This window comes from Streptomyces sp. NPDC029044 (assembly GCF_040637495.1).
In the GTDB taxonomy this organism is placed as follows: Bacteria; Actinomycetota; Actinomycetes; order Streptomycetales; family Streptomycetaceae; genus Streptomyces.
This window is the reverse complement of sequence record NZ_JBEZWN010000042.1, coordinates 14,726-36,471: the sequence shown is the minus strand read 5'-3', so window position 1 is coordinate 36,471 and position 21,746 is coordinate 14,726. Positions and strand designations below refer to the sequence as shown.

21 protein-coding genes are annotated in these 21,746 nt (G+C 72.1%); 14 read left to right on the top strand and 7 right to left on the bottom strand.

The features are described 5' to 3' along the window. Nucleotides 1-72: 72 nt before the first annotated feature. The 4 genes from AB0E85_RS27685 (at nt 73) to AB0E85_RS27670 (ending at nt 3,790) form a co-directional block, all read left to right on the top strand. The gene (locus AB0E85_RS27685; protein WP_361932430.1) at nt 73-1,611 is read left to right on the top strand and encodes an ATP-dependent DNA ligase; all 1,539 of its coding nucleotides are present in this window, start codon (nt 73-75) and stop codon (nt 1,609-1,611) included. Then, nucleotides 1,608-2,066: an NUDIX domain-containing protein gene (locus AB0E85_RS27680; RefSeq protein WP_361932427.1), complete on the top strand. Its 459-nt coding sequence runs from the start codon at nt 1,608-1,610 to the stop codon at nt 2,064-2,066. The genes AB0E85_RS27685 and AB0E85_RS27680 overlap by 4 nt, the downstream gene beginning before the upstream one ends. A gap of 76 nt (nt 2,067-2,142) precedes the next feature. Then, entirely contained in the window at nt 2,143-3,528 is a 1,386-nt protein-coding gene (locus tag AB0E85_RS27675; RefSeq protein WP_361932425.1) for an NADP-dependent succinic semialdehyde dehydrogenase, read from the top strand. A gap of 25 nt (nt 3,529-3,553) precedes the next feature. Next, entirely contained in the window at nt 3,554-3,790 is a 237-nt protein-coding gene (locus AB0E85_RS27670) for a DUF6213 family protein (protein ID WP_033307522.1), read from the top strand. 26 nt (nt 3,791-3,816) lie between these two features. Here AB0E85_RS27670 and AB0E85_RS27665 read toward each other — a convergent pair whose 3' ends face one another. Continuing rightward, nucleotides 3,817-4,473, bottom strand: coding sequence for a transcriptional regulator (locus AB0E85_RS27665; protein WP_361932423.1), 657 nt, complete (start codon nt 4,471-4,473; stop codon nt 3,817-3,819). A 169-nt stretch (nt 4,474-4,642) separates the two neighbouring features. Then, nucleotides 4,643-5,869, bottom strand: a complete 1,227-nt coding sequence (locus tag AB0E85_RS27660; protein WP_184843052.1) for an acyl-CoA dehydrogenase family protein — start codon at nt 5,867-5,869, stop codon at nt 4,643-4,645. A 172-nt stretch (nt 5,870-6,041) separates the two neighbouring features. Here AB0E85_RS27660 and AB0E85_RS27655 point away from each other — a divergent pair, with 172 nt between their 5' ends. After that, on the top strand, nt 6,042-6,686 hold the full coding sequence (locus AB0E85_RS27655; RefSeq protein ID WP_361932419.1) for a TetR family transcriptional regulator: 645 nt from the start codon (nt 6,042-6,044) through the stop codon (nt 6,684-6,686). 60 nt (nt 6,687-6,746) lie between these two features. Here AB0E85_RS27655 and def read toward each other — a convergent pair whose 3' ends face one another. Further along, complete coding sequence (gene def, locus AB0E85_RS27650) at nt 6,747-7,292, bottom strand: peptide deformylase (protein WP_361932417.1); 546 nt, start codon at nt 7,290-7,292, stop codon at nt 6,747-6,749. Nucleotides 7,293-7,450: 158 nt separating this feature from the next. On the opposite strand from def, the gene AB0E85_RS27645 reads away from it, so the two are divergent. The 5 genes from AB0E85_RS27645 to AB0E85_RS27625 all read left to right on the top strand — a co-directional run bounded on the left by AB0E85_RS27645 (nt 7,451) and on the right by AB0E85_RS27625 (nt 12,070). Then, entirely contained in the window at nt 7,451-8,689 is a 1,239-nt protein-coding gene (locus tag AB0E85_RS27645) for a MurT ligase domain-containing protein (RefSeq protein ID WP_033307230.1), read from the top strand. Nucleotides 8,690-8,712: 23 nt separating this feature from the next. Further along, nucleotides 8,713-9,441: a glutamine amidotransferase gene (locus AB0E85_RS27640; protein WP_033307231.1), complete on the top strand. Its 729-nt coding sequence runs from the start codon at nt 8,713-8,715 to the stop codon at nt 9,439-9,441. Between the two features lie 202 nt (nt 9,442-9,643). After that, nucleotides 9,644-10,669 carry a 6-phosphofructokinase gene (locus tag AB0E85_RS27635; protein WP_361932414.1) on the top strand — a complete coding sequence of 342 codons (1,026 nt, stop codon included), beginning with the start codon at nt 9,644-9,646 and terminating at the stop codon, nt 10,667-10,669. A 189-nt stretch (nt 10,670-10,858) separates the two neighbouring features. Then, nucleotides 10,859-11,809 carry a cytochrome c oxidase assembly protein gene (locus AB0E85_RS27630; RefSeq protein ID WP_361932412.1) on the top strand — a complete coding sequence of 317 codons (951 nt, stop codon included), beginning with the start codon at nt 10,859-10,861 and terminating at the stop codon, nt 11,807-11,809. 81 nt (nt 11,810-11,890) lie between these two features. Further along, nucleotides 11,891-12,070: a hypothetical protein gene (locus AB0E85_RS27625; protein WP_030835374.1), complete on the top strand. Its 180-nt coding sequence runs from the start codon at nt 11,891-11,893 to the stop codon at nt 12,068-12,070. A gap of 4 nt (nt 12,071-12,074) precedes the next feature. Here AB0E85_RS27625 and AB0E85_RS27620 read toward each other — a convergent pair whose 3' ends face one another. From AB0E85_RS27620 to AB0E85_RS27605, 4 genes are read right to left on the bottom strand one after another with little or no spacing between them, the layout of a single operon-like run. Continuing rightward, nucleotides 12,075-13,289: a histidine kinase gene (locus AB0E85_RS27620; protein ID WP_361932410.1), complete on the bottom strand. Its 1,215-nt coding sequence runs from the start codon at nt 13,287-13,289 to the stop codon at nt 12,075-12,077. Next, nucleotides 13,286-15,001 carry a cation acetate symporter gene (locus AB0E85_RS27615; RefSeq protein WP_361932408.1) on the bottom strand — a complete coding sequence of 572 codons (1,716 nt, stop codon included), beginning with the start codon at nt 14,999-15,001 and terminating at the stop codon, nt 13,286-13,288. Before AB0E85_RS27615 ends, AB0E85_RS27620 begins: the two co-directional genes overlap by 4 nt. Nucleotides 15,002-15,011: 10 nt before the next feature. After that, nucleotides 15,012-15,374 (bottom strand): hypothetical protein, encoded by a 363-nt coding sequence (locus AB0E85_RS27610; protein WP_361932514.1) that lies wholly within the window; start codon nt 15,372-15,374, stop codon nt 15,012-15,014. 2 nt (nt 15,375-15,376) lie between these two features. Further along, a complete protein-coding gene (locus AB0E85_RS27605; RefSeq protein WP_361932406.1) occupies nt 15,377-16,126 on the bottom strand; it encodes a LytTR family DNA-binding domain-containing protein in 750 nt (249 codons plus the stop codon). 121 nt (nt 16,127-16,247) lie between these two features. On the opposite strand from AB0E85_RS27605, the gene AB0E85_RS27600 reads away from it, so the two are divergent. The 4 genes from AB0E85_RS27600 (at nt 16,248) to AB0E85_RS27585 (ending at nt 21,736) form a co-directional block, all read left to right on the top strand. Then, nucleotides 16,248-16,763, top strand: coding sequence for an Lrp/AsnC family transcriptional regulator (locus AB0E85_RS27600; protein ID WP_361932404.1), 516 nt, complete (start codon nt 16,248-16,250; stop codon nt 16,761-16,763). Between the two features lie 126 nt (nt 16,764-16,889). Then, a complete protein-coding gene (gene ddaH / locus AB0E85_RS27595) occupies nt 16,890-17,711 on the top strand; it encodes a dimethylargininase (protein ID WP_361932402.1) in 822 nt (273 codons plus the stop codon). Beyond that, nucleotides 17,708-18,961, top strand: a complete 1,254-nt coding sequence (gene rocD / locus AB0E85_RS27590; protein WP_361932399.1) for an ornithine--oxo-acid transaminase — start codon at nt 17,708-17,710, stop codon at nt 18,959-18,961. Before ddaH ends, rocD begins: the two co-directional genes overlap by 4 nt. 315 nt (nt 18,962-19,276) lie before the next feature. Continuing rightward, nucleotides 19,277-21,736 carry a SpoIIE family protein phosphatase gene (locus AB0E85_RS27585; protein ID WP_361932397.1) on the top strand — a complete coding sequence of 820 codons (2,460 nt, stop codon included), beginning with the start codon at nt 19,277-19,279 and terminating at the stop codon, nt 21,734-21,736. The last annotated feature ends 10 nt before the right edge of the window (nt 21,737-21,746 follow it).

The window sequence follows — 21,746 nt, the reverse complement described above, 5'->3', positions numbered from 1 at the left end:
CGGAGCCGCGCCGGGGCCGCCGGGCCCGGTCGCCCAGGTGTAGAGGCCCCGTCTGAGGTGCACCATGGCTGCATGCTGCTGCACCGGCTGGCCCGAGTGTCCCAGGAGGTCGCCGCCACCTCGGCGCGGTCCCGCAAGACGGCCCTGCTCGCGGAGCTGTTCCGGGACGCCGAGGCGGAGGACGTACCCATCGTCATCCCGTACCTCGCGGGACGGCTGCCGCAGGGCCGGATCGGCGTCGGCTGGAAGGTGCTGAGCCGGCCGGTCGAACCGGCCGCCGAGCCGGGCCTGACCGTCCGGGACGTGGACGCCCGGCTCGCGGAGCTCGCCGCGGTGTCCGGCCCCGGCTCCCAGGCGGAACGGACCCGGCTGGTCGCGGAGTTGATGGGCGCGGCCACCGAGACCGAGCAGCGGTTCCTGCTCGGCCTGCTCACCGGCGAGGTCCGGCAGGGCGCTCTGGACGCGGTGGCGGTCGAGGGGCTGGCCCGGGCGACCGGGGCGCCTGCCGCGGACGTACGGCGGGCCGTGATGCTCGCGGGCTCCCTCCAGACGGTGGCCGAGGCGCTGCTCGCGGACGGCCCGGCCTCCCTCGACCGCTTCCGTCTCACCGTGGGCCGCCCGGTGCTGCCGATGCTGGCGCACAGCGCCTCCTCGGTGGCCGAGGCGGTCGACAAGCTGGGCGGCTGCGCGGTGGAGGAGAAGCTGGACGGCATCCGCGTCCAGGTGCACCGGGACGGCGATGCCGTGCGGCTGTACACCCGTACCCTCGACGACATCACCGACCGTCTTCCCGAAGTGACGGCCGCCGCACTGGAGTTGCGGGGCGAGCGGTTCATCCTGGACGGCGAGGTGATCTCCTTCGACGAGGGCGGACGCCCCCGCTCGTTCCAGGAGACCGCCGGCCGGGTCGGCTCCCGCACGGACGTGGCGACGGCCGCCCGCGCGGTGCCGGTCTCCCCCGTCTTCTTCGACGCGCTCTCCGTCGACGGCCGCGACCTGCTCGACCTGCCTTTCGCGCAGCGGCACATGGAACTGGCCCGCTTGGTGCCCGAGCCGATGCGGGTGCGGCGCACGCTGGTGTCCGGGCCGGACGACACACCCGCGGCGGAGGAGTTCCTCGCCGAGACCCTGAAGCGCGGCCACGAGGGCGTCGTCGCCAAGGCGCTCGACGCCTCCTACAGCGCGGGGCGGCGCGGCGCCTCCTGGCTGAAGGTCAAGCCCGTCCACACCCTCGACCTGGTCGTCCTGGCCGCCGAGTGGGGCCACGGCCGCCGCACCGGCAAGCTGTCCAACCTCCACCTGGGCGCCCGCACCGCCGACGGCGGCCTCGCCATGCTCGGCAAGACCTTCAAGGGCATGACCGACGCGATGCTCACCTGGCAGACCGAACGCCTCCAGCATCTCGCCGTCGAAAGCAACGGCTACGTGGTGACCGTCCGCCCGGAGCTCGTCGTCGAGATCGCCTACGACGGACTTCAGCGCTCCACCCGCTACCCGGCCGGCGTGACCCTGCGCTTCGCCCGGGTGGTCCGCTACCGGGAGGACAAGCGCCCGGAGGACGCCGACACGGTCGAGGCGCTGCTGGCCGCCCATCCGGAGGTGAAGCCGTGAAGCGCAGTGCGGGTCTGCTGCTCTTCCACCCCACGGACAACGGCATCGACGTGCTGCTCGGGCACATGGGAGGCCCGTTCTTCGCCCGGCGTGACGCCGGGGCGTGGACCGTCCCCAAGGGCGAGTACGAGCCGGACGAGCCCGCCTGGGAGGCCGCCCGGCGCGAGTTCCGGGAGGAACTGGGGCTGCCCCCGCCCGACGGCGATGCCATCGATCTCGGCGAGGTGCGGCAGACCAACGGCAAGATCGTCACGGCCTGGGCGGTCCGGGCGGATCTCGACCCGGCGTCGATCGTGCCCGGCACGTTCCGGATGGAGTGGCCGCCGCGCTCCGGGCGGCTCCAGGAATTCCCCGAACTGGACCGGGTGGCGTGGTTCGGCCTCGACCGGGCCCGCGCGGTGATCGTCAAGGCGCAGGCGGCGTTTCTCGACCGGCTGGCGGAGCACTCGGCCTGAGGAGACGCTCCCGCGTTGCGGTCCCCTCCGCCGCGCGGGAAGGTCGAGACACAGCCCGCTCCGAGGGAGGTCAGCCATGCCCATCGCAACGGTGAACCCGGCGAACGGCGAGACGCTCAAGACGTACGAGGCCATGGGCGAGCAGGAGATCGAGCGCCGGCTCCAGCTCGCGGAGGCCACGTTCCGCACGTACCGGACGACGACCTTCGGCGAGCGCGCCCGGCTGCTGCACCGGGCCGCCGACCTCCTGGAAGAGGACCAGCAGGACATCGCCCGCGTGATGACCACCGAGATGGGCAAGCCGATCCAGCAGGCCCGGGCCGAGGCGGCGAAGTGCGCCAAGGCGATGCGCTGGTACGCCGACCACGCCGAGGAACTGCTCGCCGTCGAGGAGCCGGCCGACTCCGACGTGAAGGACTCCGGAGCCTCACGCGTCCGGGTGCGCTACCGCCCGCTCGGGCCGGTGCTCGCGGTGATGCCGTGGAACTTCCCGCTGTGGCAGGTGGTCCGTTTCGCCGCTCCCGCGCTGATGGCGGGCAACGTGGGACTGCTGAAGCACGCCTCGAACGTCCCGCAGACCGCCCTCTACCTGGAGGATCTCTTCCACCGTGCGGGCTTCACCGAGGGCACGTTCCAGACCCTGCTGATCGGCTCCGCCGCGGTCGACGAGATCCTGCGCGACGAGCGGGTCAAGGCCGCCACCCTCACGGGCAGCGAGCCCGCGGGCCGCGCGGTCGCCTCCACCGCCGGGGAGATGATCAAGAAGACGGTGCTGGAGCTGGGCGGCAGCGACCCGTTCGTCGTGATGCCCTCCGCCGACATCGACCGGGCCGCGCAGGTCGCGGTGACCGCGCGGGTGCAGAACACCGGGCAGTCCTGCATCGCGGCGAAGCGGTTCATCGTGCACACGGACGTCTACGACGCCTTCGCCGAGCGGTTCGCCGAAGGCATGAAGGCGCTGAAGGTCGGCGACCCCATGGCCGACGACACCGAGGTCGGACCGCTCTCCAGCGAGCAGGGGCGGCGTGATCTGGAGGAGCTGGTCGACGACGCGGTGCGCAGCGGGGCGCAGGTGCTGTGCGGTGGCGAACGGCCGGACGGGCCGGGCTGGTACTACACGCCGACGATCCTCGCCGGCATCACCCGCGAGATGCGGATCCACCGGGAGGAGGCGTTCGGGCCGGTCGCCACGCTGTACCGGGCGGCCGACCTGGACGAGGCCGTGCTGATCGCGAACGATTCGCCGTTCGGGCTGAGTTCGAACGTATGGACGCGGGACGACGACGAGGTCGACCGGTTCGTGCGGGATCTGGAGGCCGGCGGCGTGTTCTTCAACGGCATGACGGCGTCCCATCCGGCCTTCCCGTTCGGCGGTGTGAAGCGGTCCGGGTACGGGCGTGAGCTGTCCGGGCACGGAATCAGGGAGTTCTGCAACATCACCACTGTTTGGCATGGTGCGTGAGTGTTGCGGAGCTACGATCCCGTCTGTGAACCGCGAAGTGACTCTGCCTCTGATCGTCGACGACCGCGGGACCTTGCAGGTGGCTGCGGCGGATGTCAGCAAGCTGTTGCGGACCGTGGGGGGTCGGTGGGTGCGGCTGGTGGAGGGCGGGGAGTCGGGGCTGGACGAGGACACGGTCGCCGAGTTGGCCATCGAGCTGGCGAAACTGGCCGATCGGATCGACGTGGCCTGTATCGCGCACAGCAGTGGGACCGCGACCTGAGCCGTGCGGCACAGTCCGCGCCGCACCTAGGGAGTCGCACTCAGCGCGTCCCAGAACATCGCCTCGTACGTCTGTAGCAGGCGGCCGTAGGTGTGAGCTCGCTGCCGGTCGAGCCGGCCGGCGTCCAGAGCCGCCTCCACCACTGCCGCCGCCAGCCGGTCCAGATCGGGTGACGGCTCCGCGAAGAAGTCGAAGAAGGCGCAGGCCTCGTCGGTGAAGCCGTAGTGCTCGCGCAGTGCGGTGGCGATGGTCGCGCAATAGCCGCCCCACGCCGAGAAGTTGGCCGTCAGCGCCAGGACCACGTCCGCCGGTGCGGCGTTGAGCGCCAGCCAGGCCACGTACGCGGGGTAGGCCTGGCAGCCGGGAAGCGGCTCGTAGGTCGCCTCCTGCGCGCCGCACGCCCGTGCGAAGGCGGCCAGTCGCTCGCCCGCCAGCGCCTCACCCTGCGCGAGGGTCGTGAAGAAGGCCGCGGCCTCCGGCTCGGCCGCTGCGGAGCGGGCGGCCAGGTGCTCGAACGCACGACGGTCCGCGGGGATCACCCAGGTCTGTTCCAGGGCGAGCGCGGCGAGGGCGGCGCGAGGTGCCGTACCGGCGGCGATCCGGGGGACCAAGGGATTGGCGTCCGGGTCCGGGGCGAGGGCCGCCGTGATCGTCCGCAACAGGTCCCGGGCCGGGTGCGTCATCGCTTCCTCCGTCGTCGAGGTGTCGGGACGAGCCTGGCACGGCGCCCCACGCCGCGAGCAGTCCGGCACGAACTCGGCGGTTCCGCAGCGGATGTGCGGGCAGCCCGTTCGGACAGCCCGCACGCGTCGCCCACCCGCCGGACACGCCGACCACGGCCTTCGGGCAGCGCTAGCGGATGGGCACGCCGGCGAGGGTCCGGGCGATCACCAGGCGCTGGATCTCGCTCGTGCCCTCGAAGATGGTGTAGATGGCCGCGTCCCGGTGCATGCGCTCGACCGGGTACTCCCGGGTGTAGCCGTTGCCGCCGAGGATCTGGATCGCCTGGCCCGTGACCTTCTTGGCCGTCTCGCTCGCGAACAGCTTGGACATCGAGCCCTCGGCCGCGGTGAACGGCTTGCCGTTGACCGCCATCCAGGAGGCCCGCCAGACCAGGAGCCGGGCCGCGTCGATGGACGTGCGCATGTCGGCGAGCTGGAAGGCCACGCCCTGGTTGTCGACGATCGGCCGCCCGAACTGCTCCCGGGTGGTGGCGTAGTCGAGAGCGACCTCGTACGCGGCCCGGGCGGTTCCGACGGCCATGGCGCCGACGGCCGGGCGCGAGGCCTCGAACGTGGCCATCGCCGCGTTCTTCACGCGCTCCCCGCCCTGCCTGGCCTTCTCCCGGGCGCGGGCGAGCCGCTCGTCGAGCTTCTCCTTGCCGCCGAGCAGGCAGGAGCCGGGCACCCGCACGTTGTCCAGGACGACCTCGGCGGTGTGCGAGGCGCGGATGCCGTGCTTCTTGAACTTCTGGCCCTGGGACAGCCCCTCGGTGCCCGGCGGGATGATGAAGGAGGCGTGGCCCTTGGAGCCGAGCTCGGGGTCGACGACCGCGACCACGACATGGACGTTGGCGATGCCGCCGTTGGTCGCCCAGGTCTTGGTGCCGTTGAGCACCCACTCGTCCTTGGCCTCGTCGTACACGGCCCGGGTGCGCATGGAGGCCACGTCGGAGCCGGCGTCGGGCTCGGAAGAGCAGAACGCGGCGACCTTGACATCGTTGGCGTCGCCGTACATCTGGGGGATCCAGGTGCCGATCTGCTCCTCGGTGCCGTTGGCGAGGACGCCCACGGCGGCGAGGCCGGTGCCGACGATGGACAGAGCTATGCCCGCGTCGCCCCAGAACAGCTCCTCCATCGCCATGGGGATGCCGAGGCCGGTGGGGTCGAAGTACTGCTGGGCGTAGAAGTCCAGGGAGTAGATGCCGACCTTGGCGGCCTCCTGGATGACCGGCCAGGGAGTCTCCTCACGCTCGTCCCATTCGGCGGCCGCGGGGCGGATCACGTCGGCCGCGAAGCCGTGGAGCCAGTCCCGGACCTCCTTCTGTTCGTCGTTGAGCTCCATGGTGAACTCGGCCATGTCGTCCCCTCCAGCGGCACACGTGCATGTTACTTGCGGTAACAGCAGTCTGTTACCGGTGGGTAGTCGAAGTCAACTCCTACCGACCGGTCGGCACCCTTTCGGTGTCCTGGGCATGCTTCAGTGTTAGTTTGCGCAGGCGTCATCGAAACAGCACGGGTGGGGAGAGACCATGGACACCACGCAGCGGACCGATCAGCAACGGTCCGCCGATCGCCGTCGGCGTGAGCTGCTGGAAGCCGCCGACCGAGTGGTGCTGCGCGACGGCCCGCAGGCCTCGATGAACGCGATCGCGGCGGAAGCCGGCATCACCAAGCCCATTCTCTACCGGCACTTCGGCGACAAGGGCGGACTTTACGCGGCCCTTGCCATGCGGCACACCGACGCGCTGCTGGACTCGCTGCGGGCGGCGCTGGACGCGCCGGCGGACCGGCGGGAGCGGGTCGAGGCCACACTGGACACCTACCTCGCGGCGATCGAGGCGCGGCCCCAGGTGTACCGGTTCCTGATGCATCCGGCCGAGGGGGGCCAGCCGGGCGATCCGGGCTTCGATGTCGGCAAGCACAGTGCGCCGTTGCTGCGGCGGATGGGTGAGGAACTGGCGCAGGTCATCGAGGAGCGGCTGGATCTGGGGCCGGGCGGGCAGCAGCTGGCGCGCGTGTGGGGGCACGGGATCGTCGGCATGATGCATGCGGCCGGGGACTGGTGGCTGGGGGAACGGCCTTGTTCTCGTGCGGAGTTGGTGCGGAGTCTGGCTGACCTGTTGTGGGGGCGGCTTGCTGCTGCGGGGGATCGGGTCGGGGGTCCGGGGTTCTGATCGTTGTGGTTCGGCTGACCGCCGGTGGGGGTTGTTCGCGCAGTTTCCCGCGCCCCTGAGTCACTCAGCCCGGCGCCAAGAGGATCTGGCCACTTGGCGCATCAGTCTGCGGTGGCGCCAGCCCGTGAGATGGTCCGCGTAGATGCGGCCCTCCACGTGGTCGCACTCGTGCTGGAGGCAGCGGGCGAAGAAGCCCGTGCCGTGGACGGTGACCGGGTCGCCGGTCACCGTGAAACCCTCCACCACCGCGTGGTCGTGGCGTTCCGTGCCCGCTTCCAGGCCCGGCAGGGACAGGCAGCCCTCCGGGCCCCGGATCACCACGCCGTCCTTTTCGGTCAGGCGGGGATTGACCACGTGACCCACGTGGCGGACGTCCTCGTCGTCCGGGCAGTCGTAGACGAAGACCCGCAGCGGCTCGCCGACCTGGTTGGCGGCGAGGCCGACGCCCTGGGCGGCGTACATCGTGGCGAACAAGTCCTCTACGAGCCGGGCCAGTTCGGGGCCGAAGTCGGTGACCTCCGCGCAGGGTGTGTGCAGGGTGGGGTCGCCGTGCAGGGTGAGGGGTCTCACGCGGCCGTGGGTGCCGGGGATGGGGCTCTGTCGCATGGCGGCAAGAGTAAGGTCCTGTCGGTCCGCGCCTCCCACACGAGTTCGCCACAGTGCCGCGGTTCGGGAGTGCGAATGGATCTCGATAGGCTGAGGTCCACACCACGTGGCCGTCAGGCTTCAAGGCGCGGCGCGTACGCAAGGAGGATCGAGAACTGATGGCAGGCAACTCGGACCCGCTCTCGCCGCGGGCCAAGCTGGCCGTGACCGCGGGCAAGGCGGTCGCGGCGGCATCGCGCGCCGCAGGGCGCGGCAGCGGTTCGGTGATCGGCGGCCGGGTCGCGCTGAAACTCGACCCCGACCTCCTCGCCCGGCTCGCCCAGAACCTGGACGTGATCCTGGTCTCCGCGACGAACGGCAAGACCACCACCACCCGGCTCATCGCCGAGGCCCTGCGCGCGGCGGGACCGGTCGTCTCCAACGCGCTCGGCGCCAACATGCCGGCCGGCATCACCTCGGCCCTCGCCGGCAGCTCGGACGCCCGCTACGGCGTCATCGAGGTCGACGAGAAGTACCTCGCCGGCGTCGCCCGGGACACCGCCCCGAAGTGCATCGCCCTGCTCAACCTCTCGCGCGACCAGCTCGACCGGGCCGCCGAGACCCGCATGCTCGCCGAGAACTGGCGGGAGGGACTCGCGGGTTCCAAGGCCGTGGTCGTGGCCAACTGCGACGACCCGCTGGTGGTATGGGCGGCATCGTCCTCCCCCAACGTGATCTGGGTCGCCGCGGGGCAGATGTGGAAGGACGACGCCTGGTCCTGCCCGTCCTGCGGCGGCGTGATGCAGCGCCCCGGGGACGACTGGTTCTGCGGGGAGTGCGGCTTCCGCCGTCCGACCCCGAGCTGGGCGCTCTCCGGCGACCACGTGCTCGACCCGCACGGCTCGGCCTGGCCGATCCACCTCCAGCTGCCCGGCCGCGCCAACAAGGCCAACGCCGCCTCCTCGGCCGCCGTCGCCGCCGTGTTCGGGGTGCCGCCGCAGGTCGCGCTGGAGCGCATGTACCAGGTGCAGGCGGTCGCCGGGCGCTACGACGTCGTCCAGTTCCAGGGCCGTGACCTGCGGCTGCTGCTGGCGAAGAACCCGGCCGGCTGGCTGGAGACGTTCTCCCTGATCGACCCGCCGCCCACCCCGGTCATCCTGTCGGTGAACGCGCGCTCCGCCGACGGCACCGACACCTCCTGGCTGTGGGACGTCGACTACTCGCGCCTGACCGGTCACCCGATCTGCGTCGTCGGCGACCGGCGGCTGGACCTGGCGGTGCGTCTGGAGGTCGCCGACCAGCACTTCCAGGTCTACGAGAACCTCGACCAGGCGGTGGCGGCGTGCCCGCCGGGCCGGATCGAGGTCATCGCCAACTACACGGCGTTCCAGGACCTGCGCCGCCGCGTCGGCAACTGAGCACGAGACGTCAGGGGACTTTTGTGAGCGACAACCAACTGCGCATCGTCTGGATCTATCCCGACCTGCTCAGCACCTACGGCGACCAGGGCAACGTCCTCGTCGTCGAGCGCCGGGCCCAGCAGCGCGGCCTGGACGTGGCCCGGCTGGACGTGCGCAGCGACCAGCCGATCCCGACCTCCGGCGACATCTACCTGATCGGCGGCGGCGAGGACCGGCCGCAGCGGCTGGCAGCCGAGCGGCTGCGCCGGGACGGCGGCCTGACCCGGGCCGTGGAGAACGGCGCCATCGTGTTCTCCGTGTGCGCCGGCTACCAGATCCTCGGCCACGAGTTCATCAACGATCTCGGCCAGCGCGAGCCCGGCCTCGGGCTGCTGGACGTCGTGTCGGTGCGCGGCGAGGGTGCGCGCTGCGTCGGTGACGTGCTGGGCGACGTCGACCAGCGTCTCGGCCTGCCTCCGCTGACCGGCTTCGAGAACCACCAGGGCGTCACCCACCTGGGCCCCACCGCCCGCCCCCTCGCCCAGGTGCGGTTCGGCAACGGCAACGGCACGGGCGACGGCACGGAGGGCGCGTACAACGACACCGTCTTCGGCACGTACATGCACGGGCCGGTGCTCGCGCGCAACCCGCTGATCGCGGACCTGCTGCTGAAGCTGGCCCTCGACGTGAACGCGCTGCCGCCGACCGACGACCGCTGGTACGAGGCGCTGCGCAACGAGCGGATCGCCGCTGCTCAGCAGCCCGCGTAGGCACAGCGTCGCAGCGTGCCCGAGGTACGCGTCAACCTGCTGGTCAACAGCCCGTATGACGACCCATCCGCACAGGTGAGCGGGGTCGTCCAGCAGGCGGACGCGTGCTTCGGTCCGGCCCCTCGAAGCCGCTAGGGTGGCGGGGATTCCAGCCGGACAACGTGGTCCGGTCCCCGGCCCACGTTGAGAAGGTATTCGGGCTATGCGCATTGGTGTCCTCACGTCCGGCGGCGACTGCCCCGGCCTGAACGCCGTCATCCGGTCCGTCGTGCACCGCGCCGTCGTCGACCACGGCGACGAGGTCATCGGCTTCCGGGACGGCTGGAAGGGCCTCCTGGAGTGCGACTACCTCAAGCTCGACCTCGACGCGGTGGGCGGCATCCTCGCCCGCGGCGGCACGATTCTCGGGTCCTCCCGGGTCCAGCCCTCCCATCTGCGGGACGGTGTGGAGCGGGCCAGGGGCCATGTCGCGGAGCTCGGACTCGACGCGATCATCCCGATCGGCGGCGAGGGCACCCTCAAGGCCGCCCGGCTGATGTCGGACAGCGGTCTGCCCGTCGTGGGCGTGCCGAAGACCATCGACAACGACATCGCCGTCACGGACGTCACCTTCGGCTTCGACACGGCCGTGGGGGTGGCCACCGAGGCCCTGGACCGGCTGAAGACCACCGCCGAGTCGCACCAGCGGGTCCTGGTGGTCGAGGTCATGGGCCGGCACACCGGCTGGATCGCCCTGCACTCCGGCATGGCGGCCGGCGCGCACGCCATCGTCGTCCCCGAGCGGCCCTTCGACATAGAGGAGCTGACCCGCCGGGTGGGCGAGCGCTTCGAGGCGGGCAAGCGGTTCGCGATCGTCGTCGCGGCGGAGGGGGCCAAGCCCCGGGCCGGGACCATGGAGTTCGACGAGGGCGGCAAGGACATCTACGGGCACGAGCGGTTCGCCGGGATCGCCCGGCAGCTGTCCGTGGAGCTGGAGGGACGGCTGGGGAAGGAAGCCCGGCCGGTGATCCTCGGGCACGTGCAGCGGGGCGGTACGCCGACCGCCTACGACCGGGTGCTGGCCACGCGCTTCGGGTGGCATGCGGTGGAGGCGGTGCACCGGGGCGAGTTCGGGCAGATGACCGCGCTGCGCGGGACCGACATCGTGATGGTGCCGCTCGCCGAGGCCGTGAAGACGCTGAAGACCGTTCCGGACGATCGGTACGACGAGGCGGAGACCGTTCTCTGAGGTCGTGCTCGTGTGCAGGGTGCGGGTCGGGTGGCTTGTCGCGCCCACGCGGCGGAGCCGCGGACCGAACAGAGCCCCGCGCCCCTGAGGGACACTGAACCGCCCCCGGTCGTGATCACGACTGGGGGCGGTTCTACTCTTGTGGGCGGACAGATGGCTGCACACCCCCACGAAACAGGAGCCGGCGGAATGGATCACAGCGGGCACGGCATGACCATGGATCTGCCGCCGTTCACGCTGGGACGAGGGCTGGAGTGGTCGGCTGACCCGTTCTTCCTCGTCGCCTGCCTGGCCGGACTGGCCCTGTACGGGTGGGGCGTCGTACGGCTCGTCCGCCGCGGGGACAAGTGGCCCGTGGGACGGACGGTCGCCTTCGTCCTGGGCGTGCTGAGCATCATGCTCATGATGTGCACCGGGCTGAACGACTACGGCATGGTCATGTTCAGCGTGCACATGGTGCAGCACATGGTCATCAGCATGGTGTCGCCCATCCTCATCCTGCTCGGGGCGCCGATCACGCTGGCGCTGCGGGCGCTGCCGACGGCGGGGCGGGGGCGCAAGGGGCCGCGTGAGCTGCTGCTGATGTTCCTGCACAGCTGGTACATGCGGATCATCACACACCCGGCGTTCACGATCCCGCTGTTCATCGCGAGCCTGTACGGGCTGTACTTCACGCCCCTCTTCGACACCCTGATGGGCTCCAAGCCGGGGCACATCGCCATGATGGTGCACTTCCTCGCCGTCGGGCTGGTGTTCTTCTGGCCGATCATGGGCGTGGACCCGGGCCCGCATCGCCCGGGCTATCTGATGCGCATGCTGGAGTTGTTCGCGGGCATGCCGTTCCACGCGTTCTTCGGGATCGCGCTGATGATGGCGTCCGAGCCGATGATCGGGACGTTCAAGAACCCGCCCGCCTCCCTCGGCATCGAGGCCCTCGCCGACCAGAACGCCGCGGGCGGCATCGCCTGGGCGTTCAGCGAGATCCCCTCCGTGCTGGTGCTGGTGGCCCTGCTGTTCCAGTGGTACGCCTCGGACCAGCGGCAGGCCAGGCGCACCGACCGGGCCGCCGACCGCGACGGGGACAAGGAACTGGAGGCGTACAACGCCTATCTGGCCTCGCTGAACGCGCAGGGGCGCTGAAGACCTCTTCGGCACGGGCCGTGCGCGCCGGGCGTCCGCCGGGCACCATGGAGGGACCGAACCATGAGGAGGGGTGTTGCGATGCCCGGTTCCACGAACGGTTCCAACTCGACGAAGACCATGGGAGCGCTCACACTGGGCGGGCTGGTCGTGGTGACGGCCTACACGGTGGCGCTCGGGAGCAACGGCTGGCTGTGGTTCGGCTGGGTCGTCCTGGGTCTGATCACGCTGGGGCTGGTGGTGACCACGCGCAGCACCTGACGGCTCACTCCCGGGGCAGCCGGCCCGCCGGGTGCACCCCCGGCTGGTACTTCGGGAGCCGGACGGTGATCTTCATGCCCGCGCCCGCGGCGGTCTCGATGACGAGGCCGTAGTCGTCGCCGTAGACCTGGCGGAGCCGGTCGTCGACGTTGGAGAGGCCGATGCCGCCCGAGGGGCTGACCTCGCGGGCGAGGATGCGACGCAGCAGGCCGGGGTCCATGCCGGCGCCGTCGTCCTCGATGACGACGAGGGCCTCGGCGCCCGCGTCCTGGGCGGTGATCTGGATGTGGCACTTGCCGGGAGAGACGGCCTTGCCCTCCAGGCCGTGTTTGACGGCGTTCTCGACGAGCGGCTGGAGGCAGAGGAACGGCAGGGTCACCGGCAGCACCTCCGGAGCTATCTGGAGGGTGACGGAGAGGCGGTCGCCGAAGCGGGCCCGCACCAGGGCCAGGTAGTGGTCGATGGCGTGGAGTTCCTCGGCGAGGGTGGTGAAGTCGCCGTGCCGCCGGAACGAGTAGCGGGTGAAGTCGGCGAACTCCAGGAGCAGCTCGCGGGCGCGCTCGGGGTCGGTGCGGACGAACGAGGCGATCACCGCGAGCGAGTTGAAGATGAAGTGCGGGGAGATCTGGGCCCGCAGCGCCTTGATCTCGGCCTCGATGAGCCGGGTGCGGGACTGGTCGAGATCGGCGAGTTCCAGCTGGACCGAGACCCAGCGGGCTACCTCGCCCGCGGCCCGCACCAGTACCGCCGACTCGCGGGGCGCGCAGGCGACGAGCGCGCCGTGCACCCGCTCGTCGACGGTGAGCGGGGCGACGACCGCCCAGCGCACCGAGCAGTCGAGGCTGTCGCAGGTGAGCCGGAAGGCTTCCCCGCGGCCGGTCTCCAGGGGGCCCGCGAGGCGTTCCATGATCTCGGTGCGGTGGTGCGCCCCGTCGCCGTCCCAGACCAGGACCCGCCCCTGGTCGGTGAGGCAGAGGGCGTCCGTGCCGAGCAGGGAACGCAGTTTGCGGGCGGACTTGCGGGCCGTCTCCTCCGTCAGGCCGGCCCGCAGCGGGGGCGCGGCGAGGGAGGCGGTGTGCAGGGTCTCGAAGGTGGCGTGCTCGACGGGGGTGCCGAGGCCGGCGAGGCTCTTGGCGCGTGCGGTGCGGCGGCCGAGCCAGACCCCCAGGGCGAGTACCGGGAGCACGGCGACGCACAGGCCTGCCAGGAAGCCGCTCATGCCGGCACCTCCGTGCGCAGTTCCTCGGGCAGGTGGAAGCGGGCCAGGACCGCGGCGGTGCCGGGCGGCACCCTGCCGGGCGTGGCCAGGGAGACCAGGATCATGGTCAGGAAGCCCAGCGGCACCGACCACAGCGCGGGCCAGGCGAGCAGGGCGTGCAGGGGGGCGCCCTCGCCCGGGTAGCCCGCCATGGTCGCGGCGACGGCGAGCAGCGCGGAACCGCCCCCGACGAGCATTCCGGCGGCGGCGCCGGGCGGGGTCAGCCGCCGCCACCAGATGCCGAGGACGAGCAGCGGGCAGAACGAGGACGCCGACACGGCGAAGGCGAGCCCGACGGCGTCGGCGACCGGCAGCCCGCCGACCAGGACGCTCGCCGCGAGGGGTACGGCCATGGCGAGGACCGTCCCGAGCCGGAAGTGCCGTACCCCCCGGGAGGGCAGGACGTCCTGGGTGAGGACGCCCGCGACCGCCATGGTCAGCCCCGAGGCCGTCGAGAGGAACGCGGCGAAGGCGCCCCCGGCGACCAGCGCGCCCAGCAGGTCGCCGCCCACTCCCCCGATCATGCGGTCGGGCAGCAGGAGGACGGCGGCGTCCGGGTCGCCGGTGAGGGTGAGTTCGGGGGCGTAGAGGCGGCCGAGGGCACCGTAGAGGGGTGGCAGGAGGTAGAAGGCTCCGACCAGGCCGAGGACCGCGACGGTGGTGCGGCGGGCGGCGACGCCGTGCGGGCTGGTGTAGAAGCGGACCACGACGTGCGGCAGGCCCATGGTGCCGAGGAACGTGGCGAGGATCAGCCCGTACGTGGCGTACAGCGGGCGTTCCTCGCGGCTCGCGGCCTGCGACGGGGAGAGGTCGCCGCCGCCGCTGCGCTCGGCCCGGGGGACGGGGGCGCCGGCGGGGAAGGTGAGGCGGGTGCCGCTGTCGATGCGGTGGGTCCCGGCGGGGAGTTCGAGGCGGGTGCCGGTGTGCGTCCGGCCGTCGACGGTGCCGGTCACCGTGACGGTCAGGGGCCGGTCGAGGGTGAGGTCGATGGTGTCGTCGACCCGGACGACGCGCTGCTCGCGGAAGGTGGCCGGTTCGTCGAAGGCGTGCCGGGGTGCTCCGTCGCTCTGCCAGGTGAGGACCAGGAAGAGGGCGGGGACCAGCAGGGCGGTGAGCTTCAGCCAGTACTGGAAGGCCTGCACGAAGGTGATGCTGCGCATGCCGCCTGCGGCCACGGTGGCGGTGACGACGACGGCGACGATCACCCCGCCGAGCCAGTCGGACGCACCGGTCAGCACGGTCAGCGTCAGTCCGGCGCCCTGGAGCTGGGGCAGCAGGTAGAGCCAGCCGACCCCGACGACGAAGGCACCGGCGAGGCGCCGCACCGCCTGGGAGGCGAGGCGGGCCTCGGCGAAGTCGGGGAGGGTGTAGGCGCCGGAGCGGCGCAGCGGGGCGGCGACGAAGAGCAGCAGGACCAGGTAGCCGGCGGTGTAGCCGACCGGGTACCAGAGCATGTCCGGGCCCTGGACCAGGACCAGGCCCGCTATGCCCAGGAAGGAGGCGGCGGAGAGGTACTCGCCGCTGATGGCGGCGGCGTTGAGGCGGGGCCCGACGGTGCGGGAGGCGACGTAGAAGTCGGAGGTGGTGCGGGAGATGCGCAGGCCGAAGGCGCCCACCAGGACCGTGGCGACGACGACCAGGGCGACGGCGGGGATGGCGTAGCTGGAGTTCATGGGTGGGGCTTCAGCGGTCTTCGACGAGGCGTACGAAGTCGCGCTCGTTGCGCTCTGCGCGGCGGACGTACCAGCGGGCGAGCAGGACCAGGGGGGCGTAGAGGCCGAAGCCGAGGACGGCCCACTCCAGGCGGCGGGCGTCGGGCATCGTGGCGAAGAGCAGCGGGAGCGGGCCGACGAGCAGTCCGAGGACGGCGAACACCGTGAGGGCGGCGCGCAGTTGGGTGCGCATCAGGGAGCGGACGTAGGTGTGGCCGAGGGTGGTCTGCTCGTCGATCTCCGTGCGCGGGCGGTAGTAGCCGGAGGAGGCCCTGCTGCTCTGCCGGGGCGGGCCGGTGACGACGACGCGGCGTTCGGTGTGGTCCTGGGGCACGGTCACGGCCTCCTCATGAGCAGGTCGCGCAGTTCGCGCGTGTGGCGCCGGCTGACCTGGAGCTCCTCGGAGCCGATGAGGACGCTGACGGTGCCCGCGTCGAGGCGGAGTTCGCCGATGTGGCGCAGGGCTACGAGGTGGCGGCGGTGGATGCGGACGAAGCCGCGGGTGCGCCAGCGCTCCTCCAGGGTGGACAGCGGGATGCGCACCAGGTGGCTGCCCTTGCCGGTGTGCAGGCGTGCGTAGTCGCCCTGGGCCTCGACGTGGGTGATGTCCTCGACGGCGACGAAGCGGGTCACGCCGCCGAGTTCGACGGGTATGTGGTCCGGGTCGGGCTCGTGCACGGGGATGCGTGGGGCGGCGCCGCGCAGCTCGGCGGCCCGGCGGACCGCCTCGGCCAGGCGCTCCTTGCGGACCGGTTTGAGAACGTAGTCGACGGCCTTGAGGTCGAAGGCCTGCACGGCGAAGTCCTCGTGGGCGGTGACGAACACGACGAGCGGTGGCCGGGCGAAGCCGGTGAGCAGCCGGGCGAGGTCGAGGCCGTCGAGGCCGGGCATCTGGATGTCGAGGAAGACGACGTCGATGGCCTCGGGGCCGCCCGGGCCGGACTCCAGGGCGCGGTTGATGCGGCGCAGCGCCTCGGTCGCGTCGCCGGCGCCCTCCGCACTGCCGATGCGGGGGTCGGCGTGCAGGAGGTAGAGCAGCTCCTCCAGGGAGGGGCGTTCGTCGTCGACAGCCAGGGCGCGCAGCATGAACCCGGAGTGTAGGGGTGATCCGTACGTCTGGACATGTGCCGGAGGTGGACGTCCGCGCTGGATACGGTGCCCGCGCCGGGCGGGAGCGGGCCGGGATGCCGGTGGATACAGTGCCCGCATGAACAGCAGGTCCACGCCGTTCGACGAACTCGACCGGAAGATCATCACGGCGTTGATGGCGAACGCGCGGACGTCGTTCGCCGAGATCGGCACGGCGATCGGGCTGTCGGCGACGGCCGTCAAACGGCGGGTCGACCGGCTGCGCGAGACGGGTGTGATCACCGGGTTCTCGGCGACGGTGAAGCCGTCGGCGCTGGGCTGGCGCACCGAGGCCTATGTCGAGGTGTACTGCGAGGGCGCCGCCCCGCCGCGGCGGCTGGCCGAGGTCGTGCGCGACTACCCGGAGATCGCCGCGGCGATGACCGTGACCGGCGGCGCGGACGCGTTGCTGCACGTCCGGGCGCGGGATGTGGAGCACTTCGAGGAAGTGCTGGAGCGGATCCGCCAGGAGCCGTTCATCCGGAAGACGATCAGCGTGATGGTCCTCTCCCACCTGCTGCCGGAGAGCCCGGAGGCGGGCGCGAGCCATCCGGCCCCGGAAGGGCCTCCGGGCGGCGCAGCAGACGTGCGCTGAGCGGCCGGAAGACGCAGCGTTCCTGCGCGAACGCGCAATCTTTGTTTCTTGTCGCGCACCTCCGCCAGTTCCTACCGTTGTGTCAACCCCCAGTCACACACCGTGAGGAAGCGGAGGGACCCCTCTGTGCCCGACTCCCGTGTGCCGCGCCGGCGGCGCTACCTCGTCTGCGAACCCAGACACTTCGCCGTGCAGTACGCGATCAACCCGTGGATGCATCCCGACGAACCCGTCGATGTGCTCCGCGCTCTGGACCAGTGGCAGGCGCTGGTCGACACCTACCGAGCCCACGGCCATACCGTGGACAGTGTGAAACCCGTTCCGGGCCTGCCCGACATGGTGTTCGCCGCGAACGCGGCGGTCGTCGTCGACGGCCGCGTCTTCGGCTCGCTCTTCCACGCGCCCGAGCGCCGTCCCGAGTCCGTGCCCTACGAGGCGTGGTTCAAGGCGGAGGGGTACGAGGTGTACCACCCCGAGTCGGTGTGCGAGGGCGAGGGCGACCTGGTGCCGGCCGGACGCTGGATCCTGGCCGGGACGGGCTTCCGGACGACCCGGGAGGCCCACAGCGAGGTGCAGGAGCACTTCGGGACGCCGGTGATCAGCCTGACGCTGGTGGATCCGTACTTCTACCACCTGGACACGGCGCTGTTCGTCCTCGACGAGGAGAACATCGCCTATTACCCCGAGGCGTTCTCGCCGGGCAGCCGTGAGGTGCTGGCCCGGCTGTACCCGGACGCGGTGCTCGCCACCCGCGAGGACGCGATGGCGTTCGGGCTCAACTCCGTCTCCGACGGGCGCCACGTGTTCATCTCACCGGGGGCGACGAACCTGGCCGGGCTGCTGGCCGACCGCGGTTACGTCCCCGTCCCCGTCGACCTGTCCGAGTTCCAGAAGGCCGGTGGCGGCATCAAGTGCTGCACCCAGGAGATCCGGGAGACCCGCTCATGACCGCACCCGTCCGCACCGACGACGCGCAGGGGGCCCGTGACCCGCGGGAGACCCGTGGCTCGCAGGAGCTGATCCGCGCGGAGGAGCCGGTCCTCGCGCACAACTACCACCCGCTGCCGGTGGTCGTCGCGCGTGCCGAGGGCACCTGGGTGGAGGACGTCGAGGGGCGGCGCTACCTCGACATGCTCGCCGGCTACTCGGCCCTCAACTTCGGCCACCGGCACCCGGCGCTGATCGAGGCGGCACACCGTCAGCTGGACCGGCTGACGCTCACCTCGCGCGCCTTCCACAACGACCGGCTCGCCGGGTTCGCGGAGCGGCTGGCCGCGCTGACCGACATGGACATGGTGCTGCCCATGAACACCGGGGCGGAGGCGGTGGAGAGCGGCGTGAAGGTGGCCCGCAAGTGGGCCTACGACGTCAAGGGCGTGCCGGCCGATCAGGCGACGATCGTGGTCGCGGCGGACAACTTCCACGGCCGTACGACGACGATCGTCAGCTTCTCGACGGACGAGACGGCGCGGGCGGGCTTCGGGCCCTTCACCCCGGGTTTCCGGGTGGTGCCGTACAACGACCTGGCCGCGATGGAGGCGGCGGTCGACGAGACGACGGCCGCGGTGCTGATCGAGCCGATCCAGGGCGAGGCGGGGGTGATCATCCCCGACGAGGGTTATCTGGCCGGTGTGCGGGAGCTGACGCGCCGCAAGGGGTGTCTGTTCATCGCGGACGAGATCCAGTCCGGGCTCGGCCGCACGGGCCGCACCCTGGCGGTCGAGCACGAGCCGGTGGTGCCGGATGTGCTGCTGCTGGGCAAGGCGCTGGGCGGCGGCATCGTGCCGGTGTCTGCGGTGGTCGGGCGCCGGGAGGTGCTCGGGGTGCTGCACCCGGGTGAGCACGGCTCGACGTTCGGCGGCAATCCGCTGGCGGCTGCCGTGGGTACGGCGGTGGTGGAACTGCTGGAGACGGGCGAGTTCCAGCGCCGGGCGACCGAGCTGGGCGTGATCCTGCGCGACGGTCTGACGGGGCTGGTGGGCAAGGGGGTCGTCGGCTTCCGCTCGCGGGGCCTGTGGGCGGGCGTCGACGTCGACCCCGCGCTCGGCACCGGCCGCGAGATCAGCGAACGCCTGATGCGCGAGGGAGTCCTGGCGAAGGACACCCACGGCTCCACGATCCGCCTGGCACCCCCGCTCACCATCACGGGCGAGGAGCTGACGGGGGCTCTCGCGGCGCTGGAGAAGGCGCTGGGCTGAGGAGGCCGGCCACCACCTGGTGGGGAGCGGCGTCCACGCGGACGGGTCTCCCCACCGGGGTGCTGCGCGGGTTGTACCGGGGGCCCGGGGCCTTCCGACGTCCGTGACAGCGGGTTCGGGCAGACCGTGCGCATCCCGATGCGCGGGCTCCGAGCGGGGTCAGCGGCCGGCAGGGCCGAATCCGTCCCTTGTCGTCCCCTGCCCAGCGGCGCGGTGCCGCCCCGACCGGCCCTGCACAAGCCGCCCGCTGTCGCCGGAAGGGTGAAGATTGGGGCAAGAGGTGGTAGACCACTCTCAGCGACAGAGAGGTCGGCCGTGGGCGCAGACGAGGTGTACGACGTTGCCCGGCAGCGGTTCGATGTGGCCGACACGGCGCCCCTGTTGCTCGATCCGCAGGGCGTGGTGACGGGCTGGACCAGCGGTGCCCGGCGGCTGCTGGCGTACCCGGCTTCGGAGGCGGTCGGCAGGAAGCTGGCCGATCTGCTGGTCGCCGAGGACGCGCAGCGCGTGCCGGACCTGGTCGAGCGGTGCCGCAGGGACGGCGGCTGGACGGGGCTGCTGACGGTCCGCCGCAGGGACGGTGAGCCGGTGAAGGTGGCGGCCCGGATCGCCTCGGCCGAGGAGGCGCACGGTGGCTCGCGCTGGCTGATGCTCCTGTCGGAGCTGACCGACGCCCCCGGCTGGGACATGAGCCGCACGGTCCTGGAGCAGATGGCGGCGGGCGCCCCGGTCGGTATCGCGATCGTGGACACGGACCTGCGCTTCGTGTGGTCGAACGCCGCCCTGGAGCAGTTCGGCGGCGGGCCGGCCGCGCGACGGCTCGGTCTGCGCTTCGCGGACGTCCAGCCGGGCATGGACGCCCAGGCGGTCGAGGCGCAGATGCGGCACGTGCTGGAGACCGGCGAGCCGGTGGTCGGCTACGAGCACGTGGGCCACGTGCGCTCGGCCCCGTTGCGCGAGACCGCGCACATGCTGTCGTTCACCCGGCTGGAGGACGACCAGGGCCATCCGATCGGCGTGTACTACACCGTCGTGGACATGACCGAGCGGCACCGGGCGCGGCAGCGGCTGGCGCTGCTCGACCGGGCCGGTGAGAGCATCGGCCGCAGCCTGGACCTCACGCGCACGGCGCAGGAGCTGGCGGACGTGGCCGTGCCGGGGCTGGCCGACTTCGTCACCGTCGACCTGCTGGAGTCGGTGCTGCGGGGCGCCGAGCCGGCTCCCGGACCGCTCGCGGAGTCGGAGGAGCCGGTGGAGTTGCGCCGTGCCGGCTACCGGTCCGCGCAGGACGACCTCACCGAAGCGGTCATCGAGATCGGCGAGACGGTGGCCTTCCGGGCCGGAACGCCGCCCTTCCGCTGCCTGGCCACGGGACGGTCCTGGCGGGAGGAGCGGCTCGACCCGCTGACGCGGGACTGGACCACGGACACCCCGAGCGGCCGCCGGGCCACCTTCCGGGAGCTGGGCCTGCACAGCGTGATGACCGTGCCGATCCGCTCGCGCGGCACCACGCTGGGCATCACGACCTTCTACCGGCGCCGGCACCGGGAGTCCTTCGACGAGGAGGATCTGCGGCTGGCCGAGGACCTCGTGGCCCGCGCGGGCGTCTGCGTGGACAACGCCCGCCGCTACACCCGCGAGCGGGACGCCGCCCTCGTCCTCCAGCGCAGCCTGCTCCCCCACCGGCTGCCCGAGCAGGACGCCGTCGAGGTGGCGGCCTGCTACCGGCCGGCCGACGAGCTGACCGGTCTCGGCGGCGACTGGTACGACCTCATCCCGCTGTCCGGGGCCCGGGTCGCGCTGGTCGTGGGCGAGGTGCCCGGGCACGGCATCGATGCCGCGGCGGCCATGGGGCAGCTGCGGACGGCCGTGCGGACCCTGGCGGCGCTCGATCTGCCGCCCGAGGAGGTGCTGGCGCACCTCGACGACCTCGTGGGGCGGTCGGCGCGGGAGGAGGGCGGGGAGCCCGGCGCGATGGGGTCGGGCGGGGCGCGGGTCGTGGGTTCCGGGTGCCTGTACGTGGTCTACGACCCGGTCGACGGCGGCTGTGTGATGGCCGCGGCGGGACATCCCGCCCCGGCCGTGGTGCTGCCGGACGGCTCGGTCGTCTTCGCCGATCTGCCCCAGGGGCCGCCGCTCGGCGTGGGCGGGCCGCCCTTCGAGGCGGTGGAGCTGCCGCTCGCCGAGGGCAGCACGCTCGCGCTGCACACCGACGGGCTGCTGGCCCGGGGCGAGACCTGGGCCGTCGACGCCGGCCGGGAGCGGCTGCGCCGGGCGCTGGTGCGGTCGGGCCCCCTCGATGCGTACTGCCGGGCCGTGGTCGACGCGCTCGTCCCGGCCCGTCCCTACGACGACGTGGCCCTGCTGATGGCCCGGACGAAACGTCTCGGCAGCGAGCAGGTGGCAGCCTGGGAGCTGCCCTCGGACCCGGCCGTGGTCGCCGACGCCCGTCGCACGGCCACCCGGCAGCTGGCGCGCTGGGGCCTGGACGAGCTGTCCTTCACCACGGAGCTGGTGGTGAGCGAGCTGGTCACCAACGCCATGCGGTACGCCACCGGGTCCATCCGGCTCCGGCTGATCCGGGAGCGCGCGCTGGTGTGCGAGGTCCTCGACGGCGGCGCCACCGCGCCCCATCTGCGCCATCCCCGTACGACGGACGAGGGCGGACGCGGGCTCTTGCTGGTCTCGCAGCTCACGCAGCGGTGGGGCACGCGGTTCGTCCCCGAAGGGAAGATCATCTGGGCCGAGCAGTCCCTGACGGATCTCCCGGGATGAGGTCGGTTCA

Coding starts and splice junctions, on each gene's coding strand:
- AB0E85_RS27685 (WP_361932430.1), top strand. CDS start 73: ATGCTGCTGCACCGGCTGGCCCGAGTGTCCCAGGAGGTCGCCGCCACC.
- AB0E85_RS27675 (WP_361932425.1), top strand. CDS start 2,143: ATGCCCATCGCAACGGTGAACCCGGCGAACGGCGAGACGCTCAAGACG.
- AB0E85_RS27665 (WP_361932423.1), bottom strand. CDS start 4,473: ATGACGCACCCGGCCCGGGACCTGTTGCGGACGATCACGGCGGCCCTC.
- AB0E85_RS27660 (WP_184843052.1), bottom strand. CDS start 5,869: ATGGCCGAGTTCACCATGGAGCTCAACGACGAACAGAAGGAGGTCCGG.
- AB0E85_RS27655 (WP_361932419.1), top strand. CDS start 6,042: ATGGACACCACGCAGCGGACCGATCAGCAACGGTCCGCCGATCGCCGT.
- def (WP_361932417.1), bottom strand. CDS start 7,292: ATGCGACAGAGCCCCATCCCCGGCACCCACGGCCGCGTGAGACCCCTC.
- AB0E85_RS27645 (WP_033307230.1), top strand. CDS start 7,451: ATGGCAGGCAACTCGGACCCGCTCTCGCCGCGGGCCAAGCTGGCCGTG.
- AB0E85_RS27635 (WP_361932414.1), top strand. CDS start 9,644: ATGCGCATTGGTGTCCTCACGTCCGGCGGCGACTGCCCCGGCCTGAAC.
- AB0E85_RS27630 (WP_361932412.1), top strand. CDS start 10,859: ATGGATCACAGCGGGCACGGCATGACCATGGATCTGCCGCCGTTCACG.
- AB0E85_RS27625 (WP_030835374.1), top strand. CDS start 11,891: ATGCCCGGTTCCACGAACGGTTCCAACTCGACGAAGACCATGGGAGCG.
- AB0E85_RS27620 (WP_361932410.1), bottom strand. CDS start 13,289: ATGAGCGGCTTCCTGGCAGGCCTGTGCGTCGCCGTGCTCCCGGTACTC.
- AB0E85_RS27615 (WP_361932408.1), bottom strand. CDS start 15,001: ATGAACTCCAGCTACGCCATCCCCGCCGTCGCCCTGGTCGTCGTCGCC.
- AB0E85_RS27605 (WP_361932406.1), bottom strand. CDS start 16,126: ATGCTGCGCGCCCTGGCTGTCGACGACGAACGCCCCTCCCTGGAGGAG.
- AB0E85_RS27600 (WP_361932404.1), top strand. CDS start 16,248: ATGAACAGCAGGTCCACGCCGTTCGACGAACTCGACCGGAAGATCATC.
- rocD (WP_361932399.1), top strand. CDS start 17,708: ATGACCGCACCCGTCCGCACCGACGACGCGCAGGGGGCCCGTGACCCG.